We start from the raw sequence: 19,900 nt of genomic DNA, 5'->3' as shown, positions 1-19,900 counted from the left end.
GAGATCGGGCTTCTGAAAGGGAAGGTGGCCCAGTGTAGTGAAAGCCTTCCACGGGTGTCATCCCGGGTCCGGACTCAGCGTGCCGAGCCACGCCACCAGCGCCACGATCAGCAGGGCAAGGGCCAGCTCCATCACCATACTGCGCCGCAGCGCGTTCGCGGCGATGAGGTGCTGGCCGTCGCGCAGCGATTGTCGCAGTGACGGTCCAAGATGAAAGCGGTTCAACGCAGCCAGCACCAGCATCACGGCAAACGCCAGCACCTTGATCGCCAGCAGCAGCCCGTAGGTGCCGAACAGCACTCCGTCGAGCCTTGGGCCGACGATGAAAAGATAATTCATCACGCCGGTGACCGACACCGTCAGCACGATCAACGCGCCCACCCATTCGAAGCGTTGCACGGCATCGGCGAGCAGGCGAAGGCGTGTGTCACCGATCCGTCCGCTCGCCATCAACACCAGCGCCAGCAAGGCACCCAACCACGCTCCCGCCGCAAGCAGGTGCAAGATGTCGCTGAGAAAGTGCCAGAACCGCAGCCATCCTTCGTCCATCGCTCCGTGCCCGCTCCACGCCAGCGAAGCGAGGGCAATGGCGCCTGCCCAGGACGCTGGCCACAGACTCGGCCGGATCACCACGATGGCCAGCGCTGTCATCCGCAGCGCCCACGCCAGGCCGACGTCCGTTTCCAGCAGCATCATCTGCAGGTGCGGCCACAATGCCGCGAGCTGTGTTTCGCCACTCATGGCGCGGGTCATCAGCACCAGCCCGGCCACTGACAGCGATGCCCCTGTCACCGCCATGCCACGCAACAGCGGACGGAACCGCAGCAGCGCGTTGAAGCTGTACAAGCCAAACAACGCCAGCCCGAACAACAGCAGCAAATCCACATACAAGGCGAACCGCAGGATGATGTTGAGCAGGTCCGCCATTGTTCACTTCACTTTGAACGTGACGTTACCGGTGATCGGGTGCGTGTCGGCGGACACCGCGCGCCACTGCACCTGATAGGTGCCGGCAGGCAGCGGGGCGAGCGGGGTGATCAGCATGGTTTTCGGATCACTGCTGGCGCTGACTTTGGCTTTCATCGGCATCGGCGAGTGAGCCATGCCACCCATTTCGGTCATTACCAGTTTGGCCCCGGAGAATTGCGTGACCAGGTTCTCGGAAAAGTGCAGCTCGATCCTGCCCGGCGCGGCGCCTTCCGCGCCTTCGGCCGGCGTCGACGAGAGCAGTTTCGGATGGGCCTGGGCGAGGGTGCTCAGGAGCAATCCGCTGGCGAATATCAGGGGCAGGGTCAATGTGCGCATGCAAGGTCTCCGGTTTGTTTTTGTAGAAGAATTCAGAACCACAGCCTGACCCCGAGGACGAGGCGCGCCTCACTGCGGTCCTCGTCTTCTTCGCGGGCATAGTCGGCGGTGTTGCCGTAAGTGCGATTCCACGTCACGCCGATATAAGGCGCGAATTCGCGGCGGATTTCATAGCGCAACCGCAGGCCCGCCTCGGTATTGGACAACCCTGAGCCGATGCCCCGCTGCGGATCGTTTTTGCCGTAGATATTCAGTTCAGCGGTCGGCTGCAGGATCAGTCGATTGGTCAGCAGGATGTCGTAGTCGCTCTCCAGGCGTACCGCACTCTGGCCGCCCTCGCCAAGGAAAGCCGTGGCTTCGGCCTCGAAGTTGTACAGCGCCATGCCTTGCACGCCGAACGCGGCCCAGGTTTGCGGTGCGCCGGGTTTGAAGTCCTGACGCACGCCGCTGACCACGTCCCACCACGGCGAAATGGCGTGGCCCCATAGCGCTTGAATTTCCGCGTCTTCAGTCTTGCCGTTGTTGCGCTCGCCTTCAGAGCGCAGCCACAGCCGATCGGTATCCCCGCCGATCCAGCCGGACAGATCCCAGGCCAAAGCGCTGCCGTCATCGGCGTTCTGCCATTCGAGTTTGTCGGCAAGAAAGTAACTGTTGATGACGCTGTCATGCACCTGATGACCGCCGGGGCTGGTAAACACCGCAGCGCGATCGGCGTCGGTCACGGGCGGAATCGGCGTGCGGCTTTCGCTGGGCGCGGCGGGCTGCATCATGCCGTCGTCCATGCTTTGCATTGCAGAATGATCCATCCCGGGCATCTGGCTGTGGTCCATGCCGTGCATGTCGTCGGCGGCCATGGCCGAGGTGCCAGCAAGCAGCAGCGATAACACGCCGAGTCGAGTCATGATGGACCTGTTCATTCTTCCACCCGCACTTCGCGGAACATGCCCGTTTCCATGTGATAAAGCAGATGACAGTGATAGGCCCAGCGGCCGAGGGCGTCGGCGGTGACGCGATAGCTGCGGCGGCTGCCGGGCGGCATGTCGATGGTGTGTTTGCGCACCTGAAAGTTGCCGTTTTCGTCTTCCAGATCGCTCCACATCCCGTGAAGGTGAATCGGGTGGGTCATCATGGTGTCGTTGACCAGCACCAAGCGGATGCGCTCGCCGTATTTCAGCCGTAAAGGCTCGGCATCGGAGAATTTGATGCCGTTGAACGACCAGGCGAATTTCTCCATGTGGCCGGTCAGGTGCAGCTCTATCGTGCGGCTCGGATCGCGGCCGTCCGGGTCCTCGAAGGTGCTGCGCAGGTCGGCGTAGGTCAGCACACGGCGGCCATTGTTGCGCAGACCGAGGCCTGGGTCATTGAGCTTTGGCGCGGTGATCATGGCCTGCATGTCCACCAGCGGATTATTGTTTTCACTGTCGGGATGGGCTTGCATCGGGCCCATGGCGGAGTGATCCATGGCGCTCATATCCATGCTGCCGTGATCCATGCCGCCCATGCCCATGTCGTCCATGCTCACCAACGGACGCGGATCCAGCGTCGGCACTGCTGCCGACATGCCGGCGCGTGTGGCGAGAGTGCCACGGGCGTAGCCGGTGCGATCCATCGCCTGGGCGAAGAGGGTATAGGCCTCGGTTTCAGGTTCGACGATCACGTCATAGGTCTCGGCCACTGCGATGCGCAGTTCATCGACGCTCACCGGTTGCACGTGCAGGCCATCGGCAGCCACCACCGTCATCTTCAGTCCCGGAATGCGCACATCGAAGTAGGTCATGGCCGAGCCGTTGATCAGGCGCAGGCGCAGTTTTTCGCCGGGACGGAACAGCCAGGTAAAGTTGTCATCGGGGGCCTGACCGTTGATCAAAAAGGTGTACGTGGCGCCACTGACGTCGGCAATGTCGGTGGGATTCATGTTCATTTGCGCCCACATCTTCCGATCGGCAACCGTGGCGCCCCAGCCTTTTTCACTGACGTCGTTGATAAAGTCGCCAACGGTGCGTTTGTGAAAGTTGTAGTAGTCGGACTGCTTTTTCAGGGTCTTCATCAGGCTGGCCGGGTCTTCGTCGGTCCAGTCGCTGAGCATCACCACGTAATCTCGATCGTACTGGAACGGCTCAGGCTCTTTGGCCTCAATGACCAGCGGCCCGTAGACGCCGGCCTGCTCCTGTAACCCGGAATGGCTGTGATACCAGTAGGTGCCGTGCTGCCGAACCTTGAATTGGTAAACGTACACGCCGCCCGGTTCAATGCCGTGGAAACTCAGACCCGGCACGCCGTCCATGTTCGCCGGCAGCAGAATGCCGTGCCAGTGAATCGAGGTGTCGGCCGTGAGCCGGTTACGCACCCGCAGCGTTACGGTATCGCCTTCGCGCCAGCGCAACAGCGGGCCGGGCAGGCTGCCGTTGATGGTCATCGCCGTTCGTGCAGAACCCGTGAAATTGACCGGAGTTTCGCCGATGAACAACTCGAATTCGTTACCGCTCAGTTCGTTGACGGGCGCGGCGCCGTTCAGCGCCCAGACCGGTGTCCGCCAGAGCCCGAGGCCACCGAGCAAGCTACCGGCGGCCAGGCCTTTGACAAAAGTGCGTCGTGTGAGAATGGAAGGCATGCGCTGGAAATCCCCGTCTGGCTCATGACAGAGAGACTAGCCAGCCCCAGCTTTCAGTTGCCTGAGGCAAACATTACAGTTTTGTCAGTTAACCCGGGCGCCTCACAGACCCAGTCCTTGCTGTACCACCTGCAGCAGGTTGTTTTCCGTCAATGCAATCGCATCCAGCTCCTGACCTGTCTCGATAGTCTGCAACCACCAGTGGCTTTCGCCATGCTCGTCAACCGTGCGCAGCAACGACTGATCGCGGCCCGGGACCTTGATCTCCACACGTCCGCAACCATCCTCGGTAAACCGCGCAATCGGATCGAACGTCAGGCTGTGATGATTGGCCTCGATCACCAATTGGTCGATGGCGTAGTCGTGGATTTCGCCGTCCGGCGAACTTTCGCAAACGTGCGTAGGATTTCGCCGAATCTTCAGTCCTACTTCCGTCACTGGCTGCAGCCAGCCCTCGATGCGGTGGTACAAGTCGTACACCTGAGCGGGCCAGCAATCGATCTCAAGTGCAGCGCAGCTGATGTCGTCAGCCTGGGTGTGCCGGGTCTGCTTGAGTCTGGCGGCGAGTTCGTCTGCTTTACTCATGTCGGTTCCCTTGTTGGATGTCTGCCTGTTCAGCGTAGACCTTTGAACGACGCAGGGCTTTGCCTTGCGTCATGCGCTTGCAATACAAGCGTGTCGAAATCAGCAATGGCCAAGCCTGGCCAACAATGAAAATCACGGACGCAGGCGTCCCAAGGAACGGGTCAATGAAAAAGCTGTTTACAATTCTGGCACTGATCGCGCTGACGGCCGGTAGCATCGGCATGAGTTCGGCGCGTCAGTCGTCATCGAGCAAAGCCCAGGCGGAATCGGTGGCGGGGGTGTTCGATTACTACCTGCTGGCGCTGTCCTGGTCGCCGACTTTTTGTCTGACGCACAAGAACGACGCGCAGTGCACCGGCAAGGGTTATGGTTTTGTCCTGCACGGCTTGTGGCCGCAATATGCCAAGGGCGGCTGGCCGCAATCCTGCCCGCCGCTCACCACGCTTTCGGCGGCGGAAACCAGCAAAGGCCTGACGATGTACCCGACGAAAAAACTCCTCAATCACGAATGGTCCAAGCACGGCACCTGCAGCGGTCTCGGCGCAATGGGCTATCTCGACAAGTCAGATCAGGCCCTTGGCGCTGTGAAGATTCCGCAGGCGTTACAAGCGTTCGGCTCGACGTCGTATTACTTCGAAGCGCAGGAAATCGTCGATCTGTTTCGCAAGGCCAATCCGCGAATTCCGGCTGACGGCATTGCAGTGGTCTGCAGCGGCCCGCAGTTGTCGGAAGTGCGGGTGTGCATGGACAAGGATTTGCAGTTCGGCGCGTGTGGCAAAGGGGTTAACACTCAGTGTCGGGCCGGGGATATTCGGGTGCCGCCGGTACGGTAAGCATCAGTAGCGGCCTATGAAAAGAGGCGCTCACATGAGCGCCTTTTTGTGCCTGAAGATTTGTAGCTCTTGGCAAAATTCGTTCGTGCTGCGCGCCTCTACACCCATGCGCGACTGCATAAACAGTGGCCACGGGTAACAGTCGCATTTCACACGCACAGGCCGCACGTCACTGCATTGTGTCTGTGGCAAGGCCCGCCGCTGCCGTGGCTGGGGCAGACCGCGCTGAAGTTCTGCGGGCGCACGGCGGTGGACGAGGATGACAACGGCTTCGCGCTGGACGTATCCGAAGACGACCGCATCGCCAGCGTCATGGGCGAGGCCGATATCCTTTTTTTGAAGAACCACGGCGTGATCGTCGCCGCGCCGACCATTGCCGAAGCCTGGGACGATCCGTATTACCTGGAGCGCGCCGCACAGGTGCAACTGCTGGCCATGGCCACCCAGCGATGCGGCGTCTGGCCCTGCACAACTGATTAACCGTAAAGCAGCAATCGAAAATAAATCGACGATCAGCGATCATCCAAACTCGCGAGGCGCCGATAACTGGGCGGGAGGCGGGCGTTTGCTCCGTGCATCCCGGTGGGCTACGCTCACGAACACAAGGGTATCGGGCTCGCGCCCCTGTCGTACCTGCCCAGGACATGCTTTTGCCAATTCCCGTTCACGATCCGCATCAAGCTCCCGGCACGCTCAAGCGCCTGCCGCTTCGCAAAGCGGCGGTGCTGTTCATCGTTGCGGTGAGCCTGTGCCTGTGCGGTCTTCTCTACCTGCAACTGGAGCAGTCGCGGCGTCAGGACATCGCGGTGGCGAAGATGGCTTCGGGCAACCTGACCCGAGCCATGGCCCAGCAGGCTGAAGACACTGTGCGTGCAGCGGATCTGGTGATGACCAGCCTCGTTGACTGGATTCAGGACGATGGTTATGGGGCGACGCAGCGACCCCGGTTAAAAAGGATCTTCGTACGCCGCGCGCAGCAGCTGGATCAGTTGCACGGCATTTTTCTCTTTGACCGCGAAGGGCAGTGGGTCATTACTTCGTTCGCCGATCTGCCCCGTGGCAACGGCGTGGCCGATCGCGAATATTTCAGGTTCCACCAGCAGAATGCCTCGACGGTTGCGCACATCGGCCCGGCGATTCGCAGCCGCGAAAACGGCGAGTGGATCATTCCGATTTCCAGACGCGTCAACGACCAGCTCGGCAACTTTCAGGGCGTGTTGATGGCCGGCATCCGCATGTCGTACTTCGATCAGTTCTTCAAAAGCTTCAGCCTCGATGACAGCGGCATCATGTTCATGGCGCTGACCGACGGCACCTTGCTGGCGCGACGGCCCTTCGACGAGTCGCTGATCAATACCTCTGTAACCCACGGCGAGATCTATCAAACCCTGTTGCCCAACGCGAATGCGGGCACGGCGATGCTCAATTCCGTGGTCGATGGCGTGACCCGCCTGTATGGCTATCGCCAGCTCGCCTCGTATCCGCTGGTGGTGTCCGCCGCCACTTCGCAAGAGACGATCCTGCAGGGCTGGCACGAGCGCGCATTCCAGTCCAGCGTGATTGTCGCGCTGGTGATTCTCGGCATTGGCCTGTTCGGTTGGGTATTCATTCATCAGGTGCGCGACGGCGAGCGCATCGAGAAGAACCTGCGCAAGGCGCAACTGGCGCTGGAGCAGATCGCCACCCACGACAGCCTCACCGGGTTGGCCAATCGCCGCTTGTTCGAGCGCTCGCTGGATATTGAATTTGCCCGTGGCGCGCGCCAGGTCAGTCCGGTCAGCCTGATCATGCTCGATATCGATTTCTTCAAGCGCTACAACGATGCTTATGGCCATGTCGCCGGCGACCAATGCCTGGCGCAGGTGGCGCAAGCGGTGAAGGCCTGCTGCCAGCGCAAGTCGGATCTGGCGGTGCGTTACGGTGGTGAAGAATTCGCCGTGCTGTTACCGGACACCGACATCAACGGTGCACTGGCAATCGCCGGGCAAATTCGCCGCAGCGTGATCGACAAACACATCATTCACAATGGCTCGCCGACCGGTTATCTCACCGTGAGCCTGGGCTGTTATTCATTTATTCCGCATGGCCACGACAGCCCGCAGGTATTTATCCAGCGCGCCGATGCGGCGTTGTATCAGGCTAAAAATGCCGGACGCAATCGCGCGGCGGTCTTTGCAGTGCAGGAAGACTTTGCCGAATTGATGCGTTCGGATCGCTGATCTTAATCACACTACTGAGCAAATGTGGGAGCGAGCTTACTCGCGAAAGCGGCGCACCAGTCACTCAATCAGTCGACTGACACAACGCCTTCGAGAGCCAGCTCGCTCCCACAGTTAATCAGCGTTTCTTTATCTGGGATGGCTCTTGTTCGTTCAGCCGCCCGTGCCACCGCCCGCACCCCCTGTGCCGCCGCCGGCCGAACCGGTGCCGCCGCCCGCGCCGGAACCCGAACCGCTGGCGCCGCCATTGGTACCCGTGCCACCGCCAGCTCCGCTACCCGTGCTGCCGCCCGAGGTTCCCGAACTGTTGCCGCCCGACGGCGCGCCCGGGGTGTTATCCGGTGGCATGGTCGAGCCGCTGGTAGCGCCGGATTTGGTGCCGGTGGCATCGGTGCTGTCATTGGCGGCGAAGCTGGCGGCGGATGCCGTGGCGAGCAGGCCGGCCAACAACAGCGAAGTGAATGTGCGCGTCATCATGGTACGTCTCCTGATAAAGGGGATTACCTGATATTGGTCTCGCGCGCCCAAGTCTTGGTGCCGGTCGAGTGACGAGCGGTCTAGCTGCTGCGCCAAGTGGCCTACTGTTCTTCGGCACTATTGGCTATTTGCCGAACCATCCACGGGGACTAACGTAGCCACACATTCAAACGCTACCCCGGAGTCCCACCATGCAACCTCGTGCCGATTTCTACACCGCTTCCCCCGATGCCCTGAAAGCGATGATGGCGCTGGAAAATGCCGTCTCGAAACTGCCGCTGGAAAAAAGCCTCATCGAACTGGTCAAGCTGCGCGCCTCGCAGATCAACGGATGCGCCTTCTGCATCGACATGCACACCGCCGACGCGATCAAGGACGGCGAAACCCCACGCCGCCTGTTCGCCGTGACGGCATGGCGGGAAGCGCCGTTTTTCAGCGAGCGTGAGCGCGCCGCGCTGCTGTGGACCGAATCACTGACGCAACTGAGCCTGACCCACGCCCCGGACGAAGACTACGACGTGGTCGCCGCGCAGTTTTCACCGAAGGAACTGGTTGACCTGAGCGTGGCGATCAACACCATCAACGGCTGGAATCGCCTGGCAGTGGGTTTTCGCAAACTGCCGCAGGCTTAAGCTGCCCACAAGTCCCTGTAGGAGCTGCCGAAGGCTGCGATCTTTTGATCTTGTCTGTTAAAAACAAAGTCAAAAGATCGCAGCCTTCGGCAGCTCCTGCAGGGAGATCTTCAGTGTGCTTGCGAACTCGCGGCCGGTGGTTGCAACCTTGCGCATCAAGGGCACCATCACAGCGTGCATTGCTTTGTATTAATACGAAGCATTACTATTCACGCCCTTTTCCTCACCACGCCGTTCATTCCCATGCGCTCCCGCAGATCCGGCTTTTTCGAGCATTACGAAGAGTTGATCGGCACCTGGACTCGTCGTTTGCGCAATCGCGCGCAGGCCGAGGATCTGGCGCACGACACCTTTGTGCGAGTGCTCGAGGCCGATTCGACGAAGGTGCAGCAGCCGCGTGCGTATTTGCACCAGACCGCGCGCAATATTGCGGTCGATGGTTATCGGCGTGAGGACCGGCGCGGTGCCATGGAGTCGGAAGCAGGTGATGACAGTGCGTCGTCCGCAGGCGACCCGGAGCATTACATGCACGCGATTCAACTGGCCGATTCCATCGAACGCGCGCTCAGCGAACTGCCGCTCAACTGCCGCAGGATTTTCGTCTGGCAAAAGATCGAAGGGCTGACGCAGGCGGAAATTGCCGAACGCCTGGGGCTGTCCAGGAACATGGTTGAAAAGTATATGATCCGCACCCTGCGGCATCTGCGTGAGCGGCTGGATGGCTTGCAATCATGAGCGCTCGCACCTTTTCATTCTCAGCCGGACAGGACATTCCATGATGGAGACTGGTGATTGCGCCTGTGGGCAAACGGCGGTGCGTGATGAGGCGGCGGGTTGGTTCGTGCGTTTGCAGGAGCCGAATGTCAGCGTCGAAGAACAGCAGCGCTTCGACGCCTGGCTGAACGGGCATCCGCAGCACCACGAAGAGTTTCAGCTGCTGCAGGGCCTGTGGATGGCGGCTGATCTGCTGCCGACCTCGCGCCTCGAAGCACTGGTTGAACCTGCGCCGACTCGTCGCGAACGCCGTCCGTTATTGCGTTATGGCGTGGCCGCGAGCGTCCTCGCCGTTGCGCTGGGACTTGGCCTGTTCAGTGGACTGAATCATTCGGGCGGTTACCGCGCCGAATTCGCCACAACGCTTGGCGAGCGCAAACACGTGGCGTTGCCGGACGGTTCGGTGATCGATCTGAACAGTCGCAGCCGCTTGGAGGTGCGTTATGAGCAGCATCAACGGGTAATCGAGTTGAGCGCGGGCGAGGCGATGTTCAGCGTTGCACATGACGCCTCGCGGCCTTTTATTGTCGAGGCCGGCAGCGGCAAGGTCACGGTCACCGGTACGCGTTTCGATGTACGCCGCGATGCCAATCAAACCCGCGTGGCGGTGGAGCAGGGTACGGTGAAAGTGCAGGGGAGTGATGCCCCGCACGACAAGTTCGTCAACCTGGCCGCCGGCCTCGGCACTGCGGTTGATGCCCAAGGCAACGTCCTGCCGGCCTACGCGGTCGACCCGGCGCAGCTCAGCGCGTGGCGTAACGGCAAACTGGTGTTCAACAACGCCAGCCTCAGCGAAGTGGCGGCCGAAGTATCGCGCTATCGCGACAAGCCGCTGGTCGTGTCCCAACCGGACGTGGCCAGCCTGCGCCTGACCAGCGTGTTCAAAACCGACGACACCGACGCGTTGCTCAAGGCTCTGCCGACCATTTTGCCGGTGGCCGTGCGCACCCTCGCCGACGGCAGTCAGGAAATAATTTCCAGATAGCATTCAGGTTTTTTCCGAGTTCATCGTCTTCCTGTTCAACTGCAACTGGTTTGCATTAACAGCCGCACACTCTTGCGATCCACAGGACTCCGTACGACGTGAACATCACCACCCATCACAATAAAAAATCCCCTTGGTTGCCCCTGGCGCTGGCGCTCGCAGTCAATGCAGCGATGCCGTTGGCGTTTGCCGCCGAAGCCATTCATATCCGCGCGCAACCGCTGGGCCAGGCGCTGAGCGAACTGGGCCAGCAAACCTCGCTGCAGGTGTTCTTCAACCCCGAGCTGGTGGCCGGCAAACAGGCGCCTGCGGTCGACGGCGACCTCTCACCGGAGCAGGCCTTGCGTCAGCTGTTGCAAGGCAGCGGCCTCGACTATCAGATCAACGAAGGCTCGGTGACGCTCGCACCAGCAGCTACCTCCGCAACCGGCAATGGCCCGCTGGAGCTCGGCGTGACCGACATCAAAGTGGTCGGCGACTGGCTCGGTGACGCCGACGCAGCGGTGGTGCAAAACCACCCGGGCGCGCGAACCGTGATCCGCCGCGAAGCCATGGTCGAGCAGGGCGCGATGAACGTCAGCGACGTGCTCAAACGCGTGCCCGGCGTGCAGGTGCAGGACTCTAACGGCACCGGCGGCAGTGATATTTCCCTTAACGTTGGTGTACGCGGTCTGACTTCTCGTTTATCGCCTCGCTCGACCGTGCTGATCGATGGCATACCTGCCGCGTTTGCCCCCTATGGCCAGCCGCAGTTGTCGATGGCGCCGATTTCCTCGGGCAACCTTGACAGCATCGACGTCGTGCGTGGCGCCGGTTCCGTGCGTTACGGGCCGCAGAACGTGGGTGGCGTGATCAACTTCGTGACCCGCGCGATCCCGGAGAAAACCACCGGCGAAATCGGTACCACCCTGGAAACGACTCAGTACGGCGGCTGGAAACACATCGACACGGCGTTCCTCGGCGGTACCGCCGATAACGGCATGGGCGTCGCGCTGCTGTATTCCGGCGTCAATGGTCACGGCTATCGCGAGCGCAACAACGGCAATGACATCGACGACGTGCTGCTCAAGACGCACTGGGCGCCGACCGATCAGGACGATTTCAGTCTCAATTTGCACTATTACGACGCCAGTGCCGATATGCCCGGTGGCCTGACTCAGCGCCAGTACGATGACAAGCCGTACGATTCGGTGCGTGACTACGATCAGTTCAGTGGCCGGCGCAAGGACGTATCGTTCAAGTGGATCCGCCAGATCGATGAGCGCACTCAGGCGGAAATCCTCACCTACTACACCGACAGCTTTCGCGGCAGCACCATCGCCGCGCGCGATCAGCGCACCCTCAGCTCCTACCCGCGTTCCTACTACACCCTCGGCATCGAGCCGCGCGTGTCGCGGGTTTTCGATGTCGGTCCGACCACGCAGGAAGTCAGCGTCGGTTATCGCTATCTGAAAGAGGCCATGCACGAGGAGTCGAGCCGTCTGGCGCTGGTCAATAATCGGCCGGTGACCACGCCCACCTCCGACGGTCATGTGTTCCAGGATCGCACCGGCGGCACTGAAGCCAACTCGGTGTATGTCGACAACAAGATCGACGTCGGCAACTGGACGATCACCCCGGGCATTCGCTTCGAACACATCAGCACCGACTGGCATGACCGCGCCGTGCTCGACACGGCTGGCCGGCCGGTGCCGGAAAAAAATCGCAGTATCGAAAGCAACGAACCACTGCCGGCGCTGAGCGTGATGTATCACCTGTCCGATGCCTGGAAACTGTTCGCCAACTACGAAACCTCGTTTGGCAGCCTGCAATATTTCCAGCTTGGCCAGGGCGGTTCGGGTGACAGCACGGCCAACGGTCTGGAGCCGGAAAAGGCCAAGACCTACGAGATCGGCACGCGCTACAACGATGATGTGTGGGGCGGTGAGGTGACGCTGTTCTACATCGACTTCGATGACGAACTGCAATACATCAGCAACGACGTCGGCTGGACCAACCTTGGCGCGACCAAACACCAGGGCATCGAAGCTTCGATGCACTACGACATGGCGGCCCTCGACCCGCGCCTCGATGGCCTGACGGCCAACGCTGGCTTCACTTATACCCGCGCGACCTATGAAGGCGAGATCCCCGGCTTCAAGGGCCGCGATCTGCCGTTCTATTCGCGGCAGGTGGCCACGGTCGGTTTGCGTTACGCCATCAATCGCTGGACTTACAACATCGACGGCTTCGCTCAATCGAAACAGCGTTCACCGGGCACGGGGGTGAATGCGGATGGCAGCTTCAATGGCAACTACATTACCGAAGGCACGGCAGACGGGCAGTACGGCGACATTCCGGGTTACGTGACCTGGAACGTGCGCGGAGGCTATGACTTCGGCGCGCAGGTGTCGAATCTCAAGCTCGGCGCCGGGGTGAAAAATATCTTCGACAAGCAGTACTTCACCCGCTCCAGCGACAACAACTCAGGGATGTATGTCGGTGCGCCACGCACGTTCTTCGTGCAGGCCAGCGTCGGTTTTTAAAACACAAGATCAAAAGATCGCAGCCTTCGGCAGCTCCTACAGGGGAACGCAAACCCATGTAGAAGCTGCCGAAGGCTGCGATCTTTTGCTTTAGACCTTGAGGACTTTGCCGCCAATCGCCACAGCCACCAGCAACACCGCCATCAGCCCAAAGGCAAAACTCAGGCTACTGGCATGCGCAACGAAACCGATCACCGCCGGCCCGGCGAGAATCCCGGCATAACCGAGCGTGGTAATCGCCGGCACCGCGATGCTTTCCGGCATCACCGTCTGCTTGCCCACCGCGGTGTACAGCACCGGCACGATGTTGGAACAACCGGCACCGACCAGCGCGTACCCGACCAGCGCCGCTTGCCAGCTCGGCGCGAAGGTGGCGAGAAACAATCCCGCCGCCGCCAACAGACCACCAAACAAAATGATCCGCGTGGCCCCAAGCTTGCGCACGATGCGGTCGCCCAGCAGACGTCCCACCGTCATCGTCAGGGCAAACGCTGCGTAGCCCATTCCCGCGTAAGCCGTGTCGATGCCCCGTTCCTGGGCCAGGAATACCGCGCTCCAGTCCAGCGCCGCGCCTTCGGTGAGGAAAACGATAAAGCACATGCCGCCGATAAACAGCACGATGCCGTGAGGTATGGCAAAGGCCGGGCCCGAGCTTTCGCTGCCATAGGGCAACATGTGCGGCACGCACTTGAGCAAGGCGCCGATCAGCAACACCACGACCACCAGCATCGCCGCCAGTGGAGTCAGGCCGAGGCCGAGCAGGGCGCTGACGCCTGCCGCGCCGACGATGCCGCCCAGGCTGAACAAGCCGTGGAACCCCGACATCATGTGCTTGCCGCTGGCGCGCTCGACGATCACCGCTTGCAGGTTCACCGTCGAATCCACCGTGCCCAGGCCTGCGCCGAACATGAACAGCGTGGCGATCAGCGCCGGAATCGACGACACCGTCGCCAGCAACGGCAGTGCCGCGCAGATCAGCAGCGTGCCGCCGGTAGCCACGCGTCGGCAACCGAAGCGCGTGGCGAGGATCCCCGCCAGAGGCATCGCCAGAATCGAGCCGACACCCAGGCACAACAGCAATAACCCGAGCGTGCCCTCATCCAGCCCGGCCCGCGCCTTGGCATACGGCACCAGCGGCGCCCACGCGGCAATGCCCAGGCCGGCGATGAAAAAAGCGATGCGCGTGGACATCTGCTGCAGACGTCCGGGGACGAACGTGTCTTGGGGGTTGAGACTGGTCATATCGATCCTTGGCAAAAAAACAACTGCATCCCGAGTGACATTCTGCTGGCGTTGAGGTTCGATCTCAGGCCTTTCGGGGCGTAACGGTGAACATCCTACCCTGTGGGAGCGGGCTGGCTCGCGAAGGCGGTATGTCAGGTTAAGAATATTTGACTGGCTCACCGCTTTCGCGAGCCAGCCCGCTCCCACAGGGTGTGTATTAATCATTAGAGTGGCGTTCATCCATACGAAGGGAAATGGTCGGCAATGACGAGGTTCTACGACGCACGCGGCAATATCTACGCTGTGGTATCGCCCCAAGCTTTGCGCAAGGCCGGGATTGCTCTGCCGGCCAGCGCCGCAGAGTGCGCCGCATCTCGGCGGCAATGGAGCGAAGCCGCTATCGCCCTGTGCTGCCATTGGCCCGAAGGCCTGCGCCCGGCCAACAGCAAAGCCCACCGCAGCGACGGCCTGCTGATTGGCCCGTTCCAGGCAGCGGCGCCGTCCGATGTGCTGATCGTCAACACCGACGGCAGCCTCGCCGAACGCAGCGGTAATGGCCTGACAATTTTCTCTCAGGCATTGACCGAGCAAGGCTTGATGCCGGAGCAGGGGGCAGTGTTGCGCGTTCATCATGACAAGGGCCAGGCGCTGGAAACCTCAGTGAAACCGGCCACGGTCGAAGGCGTACGCGGTTTCTGGCTCGACCTCGGCCAGCCCGGATTCGGCCCGGAGGTTGTGGGTGCGCAGACGGTTGAAAACGTTCAGTTCAACAATCGCGACGTCAGCCATGTCCAGCCCCTGGCACAACTCAATCCTGACTGGGCACACAGCCAATTCGTCCGTATCGGCAATCCGCACTGTGTAACGCTGCTCAGCGATGCGGCCGCTTTGCCGAGCAACGAACAGATGCGTGAATCCACCCTGAACCAACGGCTTACAGTGATCGCCTATGCCATGCCCACCGGCGCCGGAAATCCCTGCCCGGCGGGCATCAATCTGCAATGGGCCGCGCTGGCATCACCGCAGAAAATCCTCGCCCGGGTATTCGAGCGCGGCGAGGGGCCAACCGCCTCTTCCGGCACCAGCGCCAGTGCGGTGGCCTGTGCGGCGTGGCGGGTGGGGTGGGTTGAGTCGGGTGAAGTGCAAGTGGTGATGCCCGGCGGCATTGCGCCGGTTTTGCTTGAGGTTTCGGAAGGGGAGTTGCCGCGAGTGAAATTGTTCGGCACGGCGCGGTTGATGGATTGAATCGGCCGACGCCATCGCTGCCAAGCCAGACTCCCACGGGTTTTGCATTCGGGCGCAATCATGTGTTCAACACAAAACCTGTCGGAGCCTGGCTTGCCAGCGATAAGGCCATCAGCCCCGCGCGAAATCTCAGCTGAACTCCACCACCGGCATCTGCCGTTTCATCAACACCTTGCCACCACGAATCGAGTACAGCGGCAGGCCCTGGCTGCGGATCACTTCGTAATCGCTGTCCGCCGAAAGAATCAGCAGGTTCGCCGGGCGGCCCTGTTCAAGGCCATAACGCTCGCCCAGGTGCATGGCCTTGGCGCTGTTGTCGGTGACCAGGTCCAGGGCACTTTGCAGGTTGCGATAGCCGAGCATGTGGCAGATGTGCAGGCCGGCTTCGAGCACGCGCAGGATGTTGCCGTTGCCCAGCGGATACCACGGGTCGACGATCGAGTCCTGACCGAAACAGACGTTCATTCCGGCTTCGAGCAGTTCGTTGACGCGGGTCACGCCGCGGCGTTTCGGGAAATTGTCGAAGCGCCCTTGCAGGTGAATGCTTTCGGTCGGGCATGAGACGAAACTGATCCCGGAATGGCCGAGCAGGCGGAACAGTTTGGCGCAGTAGGCGTTGTCGTAAGAGCCCATCGCCGTGGTGTGGCTGGCGGTGACGCGGGCGCCCATGTCGCGGCTTCGCGCTTCTTCGGCGAGCACTTCGAGGAAGCGCGAGTGTGGGTCGTCGGTCTCGTCGCAATGCACGTCGACCAGGCACCCGGTGCGCTCGGCCAGGTCCATCAGGAACTTCACCGAGCTGACGCCCTGATCGCGCGTGTACTCGAAATGCGGAATCCCGCCGACCACATCGGCGCCCATGCGGATTGCTTCTTCCATCAGCTCGCGGCCGTTGCGGAACGACTCGATGCCTTCCTGCGGGAACGCGACGATTTGCAGGTCGATCAGGTGGCGGCTTTCCTCGCGCACTTCAAGCATGGCCTTGAGTGCGGTGAGTTGCGGGTCGGTGACGTCGACATGGGTGCGCACGTGCTGGATGCCGTGGGCGGCCAGCGCCTGAATGGTCTTCTTGGCGCGGGTCTTGGTGTCTTCTTCGGTGATGGTGACCTTGCGTTCGCCCCAGCACTCGATGCCTTCGAACAGTGTGCCGCTCATGTTCCAGCGCGGCTCGCCGGCGGTGAGGGTGGCGTCGAGGTGAATGTGCGGCTCGACGAAGGGCGGCACCACCAGATTGCCGCCGGCGTCGAGGTCGTCCGGGCCGAGCGTCGGCGCTTCGGTCTGGCGGGCGATGCTGTGGATCAGACCGTTTTCCAGGTGCAATTCGTGCAGGCCTTCCTGGTTGCGCAGGCGGGCGTTGATGATGTGCATCAGGCGAATCCTTTTATAGATCTTGTAGTGGTGCGCTGACGCGACGGGCGCCGAGCAGACCGGTGACGATGACATACGTTAGCGCGGCAGCGGCAATCCCTACCAGCGGCGCGACCCACGGCGAACTGAACGCAGCAATGGTGCCCACCCCGTAAGCCCCGAGCCCCGGCCAGTTGAACGCCGGCAACCGCGCGTCGGCCAGACGCGGATAGCGGCCGCGCCAGCGGTAGAAAAAGTCCGCCATGATCACCCCGCCAATCGGCGGGATCACCGTGCCGAGCAAAATCAGATAGGGCACCAGCATGTCGTACATGCCGAGCAAGGCGAGCACCGTGCCGATCACCGCGCCACCCAGGGTCACGGTTCTGCGCCGGCCGGTGCGCAGCAGGTTGCAACCGGCGACGGCGAAGTTGTAGATGGTGTTGTCCTGCGTACTCCAGATGTTCAGCAGCAGCATGGCCATCGCGGCCATGGCGAAGCCCTGCAACAGCAGCACTTCGACCACATCCGGTTGCTGATAGACGATCGCGCCGTACGCGCCGATCAGCACCATCAGGCCGTTGCCGATGAAAAAACCGATCAGGCTGGCCAGCACTGCCACTTTTGCCGAGCGCGAAAATCGCGTCCAGTTGGTGGCCTGGGTCGCACCGCTGACAAAGGTGCCGAATACCAGCGTGATCGCCGTCGACCAGTCCAGCGAGCCGCTCGGCACTACGCTGAGCAGGCCTTCGAAGCCGCCGACTTTCACGGTCGCTGCCCACATCGACAGCATCAGCAGCAACATCATCGCTGGCACCGCAACGTACGAGAGAATTTCCAGTCCGCGATAACCGATGTACGCCGTAGCGCAAAAGCCCAGCCCGAACAGCACCATCAGGCCGAGCACCGTGGCCTCATCGAGGCTGAAATACTTGCCGATCACCACTGCCGCCGTCGCCGTGCCCCAGGCGTACCAGCCAATCTGGGTGAAACCGAGGATCAGGTCGCTGAGCTTGCTGCCCACTTCGCCAAAACAGAAACGGCCCATCAGCACCGAGTTGAGGCCGCTTTTGAAGGCGATGTAACCCAGGCCTGCCGCGTACAGACCGAGCAACAGGTTGCCGACGATGATCACCGCCATCATCTCGGCAAAGCCGAACGCGACCCCCAGCTTGCCGCCGGCAAACATGGTCGCGGTGAAAAAGGTGAAGCCGAGTAACACCATCGCCGTCGAAGCCAGGCCTTTGCGCGCGTGCATCGGGACTTCACTGAGCGGGTAATCGTTGCCGGAGGCGTTCTGCGTCATGAGGCGGTCCTTGCTGGAAGGGAGAAGACGCGGGAGGGTTGCAGCGGTCGTGCCAATCAATGGCAATGCGCGGTATGTATGGAGATGGCGGCGATATTCGGCGCTAAATGGTGCACCTGACTTCATCCAAGCCCAATGTGGGAGCGGGCTTGCTCGCGAAGGCGGTGTGTCAGTCAACAAATGTGCTGATTGACAGCATGCCTTCGCGAGCAAGCCCGCTCCCACAAGGTTTTGTATCGGTCTGCGGATCGGTCATTCCCCGCGATAAATACAACCGCTGGTGCAGGTCTCATGAATGCGTATCGCGCTGAGTTCCGGCAGCAATGGCTTCATCTCGTTCCAGATGAATTTGGCCAGCACTTCGCTGGTCGGGTTTTCCAGGCCAGGAATGTCGTTCAGGTAATTGTGGTCGAGACGCTCGTACAGAGGCTTGAAAATCGCTTTGATCTCGGAGAAATCGCGAATCCAGCCAGTGTGCGGATCGAGGTCGCCGCTCAGGTGCAACGCGACCTTGAACGAGTGGCCGTGCAGGCGCCCGCACTTGTGGCCGTCCGGGACGTGCGGCAGGCGGTGGGCGGATTCGAAAGTAAACTCTTTGAAGATTTCCACGGTATGACCTGTAGGGCTTGAATTTAGCGGGATCTGTTGAATTGTCAGTTTCTGGTGTACTGATCAATGTACTGATTGGTCGTTGCTGGGGTTCAAATCGAGCATCCACTGCGAGATAGCAGACTGACGCCAGGCGACCGAGTTGGGGCCTATTCTAACCTGTTTCGGGAAGGTGCCCTCCCTGATCCGGCGATAAACCGTGTTACGGCCCAGACCGGTTGTGTGAAGCACCTCGTCGAGGCGCAGGAAACGATCGATGTTTTCTGTCGCTGCCATTTGAAACTCCTCGCCGATTTCGGCTTGGTTGGAATTCATGCCGCGCGTGGCGGCAGAAGGTGGTGATGGGCTACAGACTGGCGCGTAGGGCGCTGATCCAGGCATTACGCTGCTCAGTCCGAGCAACCTCCTCTGAATATCCTTTCTTGTGGTAGGCCATACTTGTGATGGTCTTTTCCTTCGCCGCTTCCAGCCATTCAAGGCCAGTCAGCACAGGTGTTGGCGTGGCGTAATAGCTGATGTCGCAGTCCCATTTGATGGAGTCCGTGATCTGCTGAATCATGAATTCCTTCAGGCCTATATGCTCTTCGGTCGGCGGAACCCAAGATTGTGCGCACCTCAGCATTTCTTCGTAGCTCTGGCGCAAGTCGTTGCGCTCTTTGATCCACTCAAGGCGCTGCACTTCCGACGCGGTTTGCTCCGCTGCAGCCTTCAATTCGCATTCGGCCAGGGTCATCGACTCAAGTGCCGCGAGTTTCTCCCGATCTGAATTCAGTGCCTTGGAGTGATAGCTGTCTGGTTCGAATCGCTGTGGGATTTTGTCGCCACCGCCCGATTCATCTCGAAGGGTGATGGTTGCGCCAAATGCTCGAGCGCAGTTCATGGCAAAGGTATAAAAGCTGATGCCTTTTTTGATTTCGTCTGTGTATCCGGTAGGCATACGAATTCCTCGCCTGCCGTACACCGGCAGGCTGTTGAGTTGGGGAGGGGTTACGGGTACTGGCGTTTGATGCGATCGGCGATGTCTTCGAGCTTTTCCGCCATGTACCGCATGTCGTTGTTATCGCGGCGGGATACGACGCCCGATCGCTGCACGTTGCGGCCGTCGATGAGCCAAGCAGCCAAGACGATGATTGCGGCTTCAAGCCGGCGCCGAAGCCAGCCGGTGTGTGGAACAACTCTCATCACCGCGGCCCCTTGTAGCAGTACACGTAGGCGAACCAGGCGAG

Annotated in this window: 20 protein-coding genes and 1 pseudogene; 8 read left to right on the top strand and 13 right to left on the bottom strand. The window is 60.9% G+C overall.

All coding sequences use genetic code 11. The features are described from left to right. Positions 1 to 57: 57 nt before the first annotated feature. From copD to ACP7D9_RS27635, 5 genes are all read right to left on the bottom strand, one after another. Positions 58 to 927 carry a copper homeostasis membrane protein CopD gene (gene copD, locus ACP7D9_RS27655; protein ID WP_426160204.1) on the bottom strand — a complete coding sequence of 290 codons (870 nt, stop codon included), beginning with the start codon at positions 925 to 927 and terminating at the stop codon, positions 58 to 60. A gap of 3 nt (positions 928 to 930) precedes the next feature. Continuing rightward, complete coding sequence (copC, locus tag ACP7D9_RS27650; RefSeq protein WP_056791417.1) at positions 931 to 1,305, bottom strand: copper homeostasis periplasmic binding protein CopC; 375 nt, start codon at positions 1,303 to 1,305, stop codon at positions 931 to 933. 32 nt (positions 1,306 to 1,337) lie between these two features. Further along, positions 1,338 to 2,207, bottom strand: a complete 870-nt coding sequence (locus ACP7D9_RS27645) for a copper resistance protein B (protein ID WP_426160223.1) — start codon at positions 2,205 to 2,207, stop codon at positions 1,338 to 1,340. An 11-nt stretch (positions 2,208 to 2,218) separates the two neighbouring features. Beyond that, entirely contained in the window at positions 2,219 to 3,916 is a 1,698-nt protein-coding gene (locus tag ACP7D9_RS27640) for a copper resistance system multicopper oxidase (RefSeq protein ID WP_426160203.1), read from the bottom strand. Positions 3,917 to 4,018: 102 nt separating this feature from the next. After that, a complete protein-coding gene (locus ACP7D9_RS27635) occupies positions 4,019 to 4,501 on the bottom strand; it encodes a hypothetical protein (RefSeq protein ID WP_313006042.1) in 483 nt (160 codons plus the stop codon). A gap of 164 nt (positions 4,502 to 4,665) precedes the next feature. On the opposite strand from ACP7D9_RS27635, the gene ACP7D9_RS27630 reads away from it, so the two are divergent. The 3 genes and pseudogenes from ACP7D9_RS27630 (at position 4,666) to ACP7D9_RS27620 (ending at position 7,553) form a co-directional block, all read left to right on the top strand. Continuing rightward, positions 4,666 to 5,334, top strand: a complete 669-nt coding sequence (locus ACP7D9_RS27630; RefSeq protein WP_426160202.1) for a ribonuclease T2 family protein — start codon at positions 4,666 to 4,668, stop codon at positions 5,332 to 5,334. Positions 5,335 to 5,421: 87 nt separating this feature from the next. Next, positions 5,422 to 5,784: pseudogene (locus ACP7D9_RS27625) on the top strand (class II aldolase/adducin family protein); the annotation flags it as partial. A 200-nt stretch (positions 5,785 to 5,984) separates the two neighbouring features. Next, positions 5,985 to 7,553 (top strand): sensor domain-containing diguanylate cyclase, encoded by a 1,569-nt coding sequence (locus ACP7D9_RS27620; protein ID WP_426160201.1) that lies wholly within the window; start codon positions 5,985 to 5,987, stop codon positions 7,551 to 7,553. A 153-nt stretch (positions 7,554 to 7,706) separates the two neighbouring features. Here ACP7D9_RS27620 and ACP7D9_RS27615 read toward each other — a convergent pair whose 3' ends face one another. Next, positions 7,707 to 8,030 carry a hypothetical protein gene (locus tag ACP7D9_RS27615; RefSeq protein WP_313006051.1) on the bottom strand — a complete coding sequence of 108 codons (324 nt, stop codon included), beginning with the start codon at positions 8,028 to 8,030 and terminating at the stop codon, positions 7,707 to 7,709. A gap of 191 nt (positions 8,031 to 8,221) precedes the next feature. Between ACP7D9_RS27615 and ACP7D9_RS27610 the strand changes: the two genes are divergently transcribed. The 4 genes from ACP7D9_RS27610 to ACP7D9_RS27595 all read left to right on the top strand — a co-directional run bounded on the left by ACP7D9_RS27610 (position 8,222) and on the right by ACP7D9_RS27595 (position 12,946). Continuing rightward, positions 8,222 to 8,662, top strand: a complete 441-nt coding sequence (locus ACP7D9_RS27610; protein WP_426160200.1) for a carboxymuconolactone decarboxylase family protein — start codon at positions 8,222 to 8,224, stop codon at positions 8,660 to 8,662. 243 nt (positions 8,663 to 8,905) lie between these two features. Next, positions 8,906 to 9,397, top strand: coding sequence for a sigma-70 family RNA polymerase sigma factor (locus ACP7D9_RS27605; protein ID WP_426160199.1), 492 nt, complete (start codon positions 8,906 to 8,908; stop codon positions 9,395 to 9,397). Positions 9,398 to 9,437: 40 nt separating this feature from the next. Beyond that, on the top strand, positions 9,438 to 10,421 hold the full coding sequence (locus ACP7D9_RS27600) for a FecR family protein (protein ID WP_426160198.1): 984 nt from the start codon (positions 9,438 to 9,440) through the stop codon (positions 10,419 to 10,421). Positions 10,422 to 10,519: 98 nt separating this feature from the next. Then, positions 10,520 to 12,946 carry a TonB-dependent siderophore receptor gene (locus ACP7D9_RS27595; RefSeq protein ID WP_426160197.1) on the top strand — a complete coding sequence of 809 codons (2,427 nt, stop codon included), beginning with the start codon at positions 10,520 to 10,522 and terminating at the stop codon, positions 12,944 to 12,946. 90 nt (positions 12,947 to 13,036) lie between these two features. Here the strand turns inward: ACP7D9_RS27595 and ACP7D9_RS27590 are convergent, their stop codons facing one another. After that, a complete protein-coding gene (locus tag ACP7D9_RS27590) occupies positions 13,037 to 14,188 on the bottom strand; it encodes an MFS transporter (protein ID WP_076563610.1) in 1,152 nt (383 codons plus the stop codon). 246 nt (positions 14,189 to 14,434) lie between these two features. Here ACP7D9_RS27590 and ACP7D9_RS27585 point away from each other — a divergent pair, with 246 nt between their 5' ends. Beyond that, positions 14,435 to 15,415 carry a diaminopimelate epimerase gene (locus ACP7D9_RS27585; RefSeq protein WP_426160196.1) on the top strand — a complete coding sequence of 327 codons (981 nt, stop codon included), beginning with the start codon at positions 14,435 to 14,437 and terminating at the stop codon, positions 15,413 to 15,415. A gap of 129 nt (positions 15,416 to 15,544) precedes the next feature. Here the strand turns inward: ACP7D9_RS27585 and codA are convergent, their stop codons facing one another. The 6 genes from codA to ACP7D9_RS27555 all read right to left on the bottom strand — a co-directional run bounded on the left by codA (position 15,545) and on the right by ACP7D9_RS27555 (position 19,856). Next, entirely contained in the window at positions 15,545 to 16,780 is a 1,236-nt protein-coding gene (gene codA, locus ACP7D9_RS27580) for a cytosine deaminase (RefSeq protein WP_313006068.1), read from the bottom strand. A 13-nt stretch (positions 16,781 to 16,793) separates the two neighbouring features. After that, a complete protein-coding gene (codB, locus tag ACP7D9_RS27575; RefSeq protein WP_426160195.1) occupies positions 16,794 to 18,065 on the bottom strand; it encodes a cytosine permease in 1,272 nt (423 codons plus the stop codon). Positions 18,066 to 18,317: 252 nt separating this feature from the next. Further along, positions 18,318 to 18,674 carry a 6-carboxytetrahydropterin synthase QueD gene (gene queD / locus ACP7D9_RS27570; protein ID WP_007915588.1) on the bottom strand — a complete coding sequence of 119 codons (357 nt, stop codon included), beginning with the start codon at positions 18,672 to 18,674 and terminating at the stop codon, positions 18,318 to 18,320. 63 nt (positions 18,675 to 18,737) lie between these two features. After that, a complete protein-coding gene (locus ACP7D9_RS27565; RefSeq protein WP_024013576.1) occupies positions 18,738 to 18,950 on the bottom strand; it encodes a helix-turn-helix transcriptional regulator in 213 nt (70 codons plus the stop codon). 70 nt (positions 18,951 to 19,020) lie between these two features. Next, positions 19,021 to 19,611 (bottom strand): hypothetical protein, encoded by a 591-nt coding sequence (locus ACP7D9_RS27560; protein WP_426160194.1) that lies wholly within the window; start codon positions 19,609 to 19,611, stop codon positions 19,021 to 19,023. Between the two features lie 50 nt (positions 19,612 to 19,661). Then, positions 19,662 to 19,856, bottom strand: coding sequence for a hypothetical protein (locus ACP7D9_RS27555; RefSeq protein ID WP_083352035.1), 195 nt, complete (start codon positions 19,854 to 19,856; stop codon positions 19,662 to 19,664). Between the last annotated feature and the right edge of the window lie 44 nt (positions 19,857 to 19,900).

The sequence above is a fragment of the Pseudomonas sp. TSRC2-2 genome (genome assembly GCF_049897785.1).
Taxonomy (GTDB): Bacteria; Pseudomonadota; Gammaproteobacteria; order Pseudomonadales; family Pseudomonadaceae; genus Aquipseudomonas.
This window is presented reverse-complemented; position numbering and strand designations above follow the sequence as displayed.

Coding starts and splice junctions, on each gene's coding strand:
- ACP7D9_RS27560 (WP_426160194.1), bottom strand. CDS start 19,611: ATGCCTACCGGATACACAGACGAAATCAAAAAAGGCATCAGCTTTTAT.
- ACP7D9_RS27645 (WP_426160223.1), bottom strand. CDS start 2,207: ATGACTCGACTCGGCGTGTTATCGCTGCTGCTTGCTGGCACCTCGGCC.
- codA (WP_313006068.1), bottom strand. CDS start 16,780: ATGCACATCATCAACGCCCGCCTGCGCAACCAGGAAGGCCTGCACGAA.
- ACP7D9_RS27585 (WP_426160196.1), top strand. CDS start 14,435: ATGACGAGGTTCTACGACGCACGCGGCAATATCTACGCTGTGGTATCG.
- copD (WP_426160204.1), bottom strand. CDS start 927: ATGGCGGACCTGCTCAACATCATCCTGCGGTTCGCCTTGTATGTGGAT.
- ACP7D9_RS27640 (WP_426160203.1), bottom strand. CDS start 3,916: ATGCCTTCCATTCTCACACGACGCACTTTTGTCAAAGGCCTGGCCGCC.
- copC (WP_056791417.1), bottom strand. CDS start 1,305: ATGCGCACATTGACCCTGCCCCTGATATTCGCCAGCGGATTGCTCCTG.
- ACP7D9_RS27590 (WP_076563610.1), bottom strand. CDS start 14,188: ATGACCAGTCTCAACCCCCAAGACACGTTCGTCCCCGGACGTCTGCAG.
- codB (WP_426160195.1), bottom strand. CDS start 18,065: ATGACGCAGAACGCCTCCGGCAACGATTACCCGCTCAGTGAAGTCCCG.
- ACP7D9_RS27610 (WP_426160200.1), top strand. CDS start 8,222: ATGCAACCTCGTGCCGATTTCTACACCGCTTCCCCCGATGCCCTGAAA.
- ACP7D9_RS27565 (WP_024013576.1), bottom strand. CDS start 18,950: ATGGCAGCGACAGAAAACATCGATCGTTTCCTGCGCCTCGACGAGGTG.
- ACP7D9_RS27600 (WP_426160198.1), top strand. CDS start 9,438: ATGATGGAGACTGGTGATTGCGCCTGTGGGCAAACGGCGGTGCGTGAT.
- ACP7D9_RS27635 (WP_313006042.1), bottom strand. CDS start 4,501: ATGAGTAAAGCAGACGAACTCGCCGCCAGACTCAAGCAGACCCGGCAC.
- ACP7D9_RS27615 (WP_313006051.1), bottom strand. CDS start 8,030: ATGATGACGCGCACATTCACTTCGCTGTTGTTGGCCGGCCTGCTCGCC.
- ACP7D9_RS27630 (WP_426160202.1), top strand. CDS start 4,666: ATGAAAAAGCTGTTTACAATTCTGGCACTGATCGCGCTGACGGCCGGT.
- ACP7D9_RS27555 (WP_083352035.1), bottom strand. CDS start 19,856: ATGAGAGTTGTTCCACACACCGGCTGGCTTCGGCGCCGGCTTGAAGCC.
- ACP7D9_RS27605 (WP_426160199.1), top strand. CDS start 8,906: ATGCGCTCCCGCAGATCCGGCTTTTTCGAGCATTACGAAGAGTTGATC.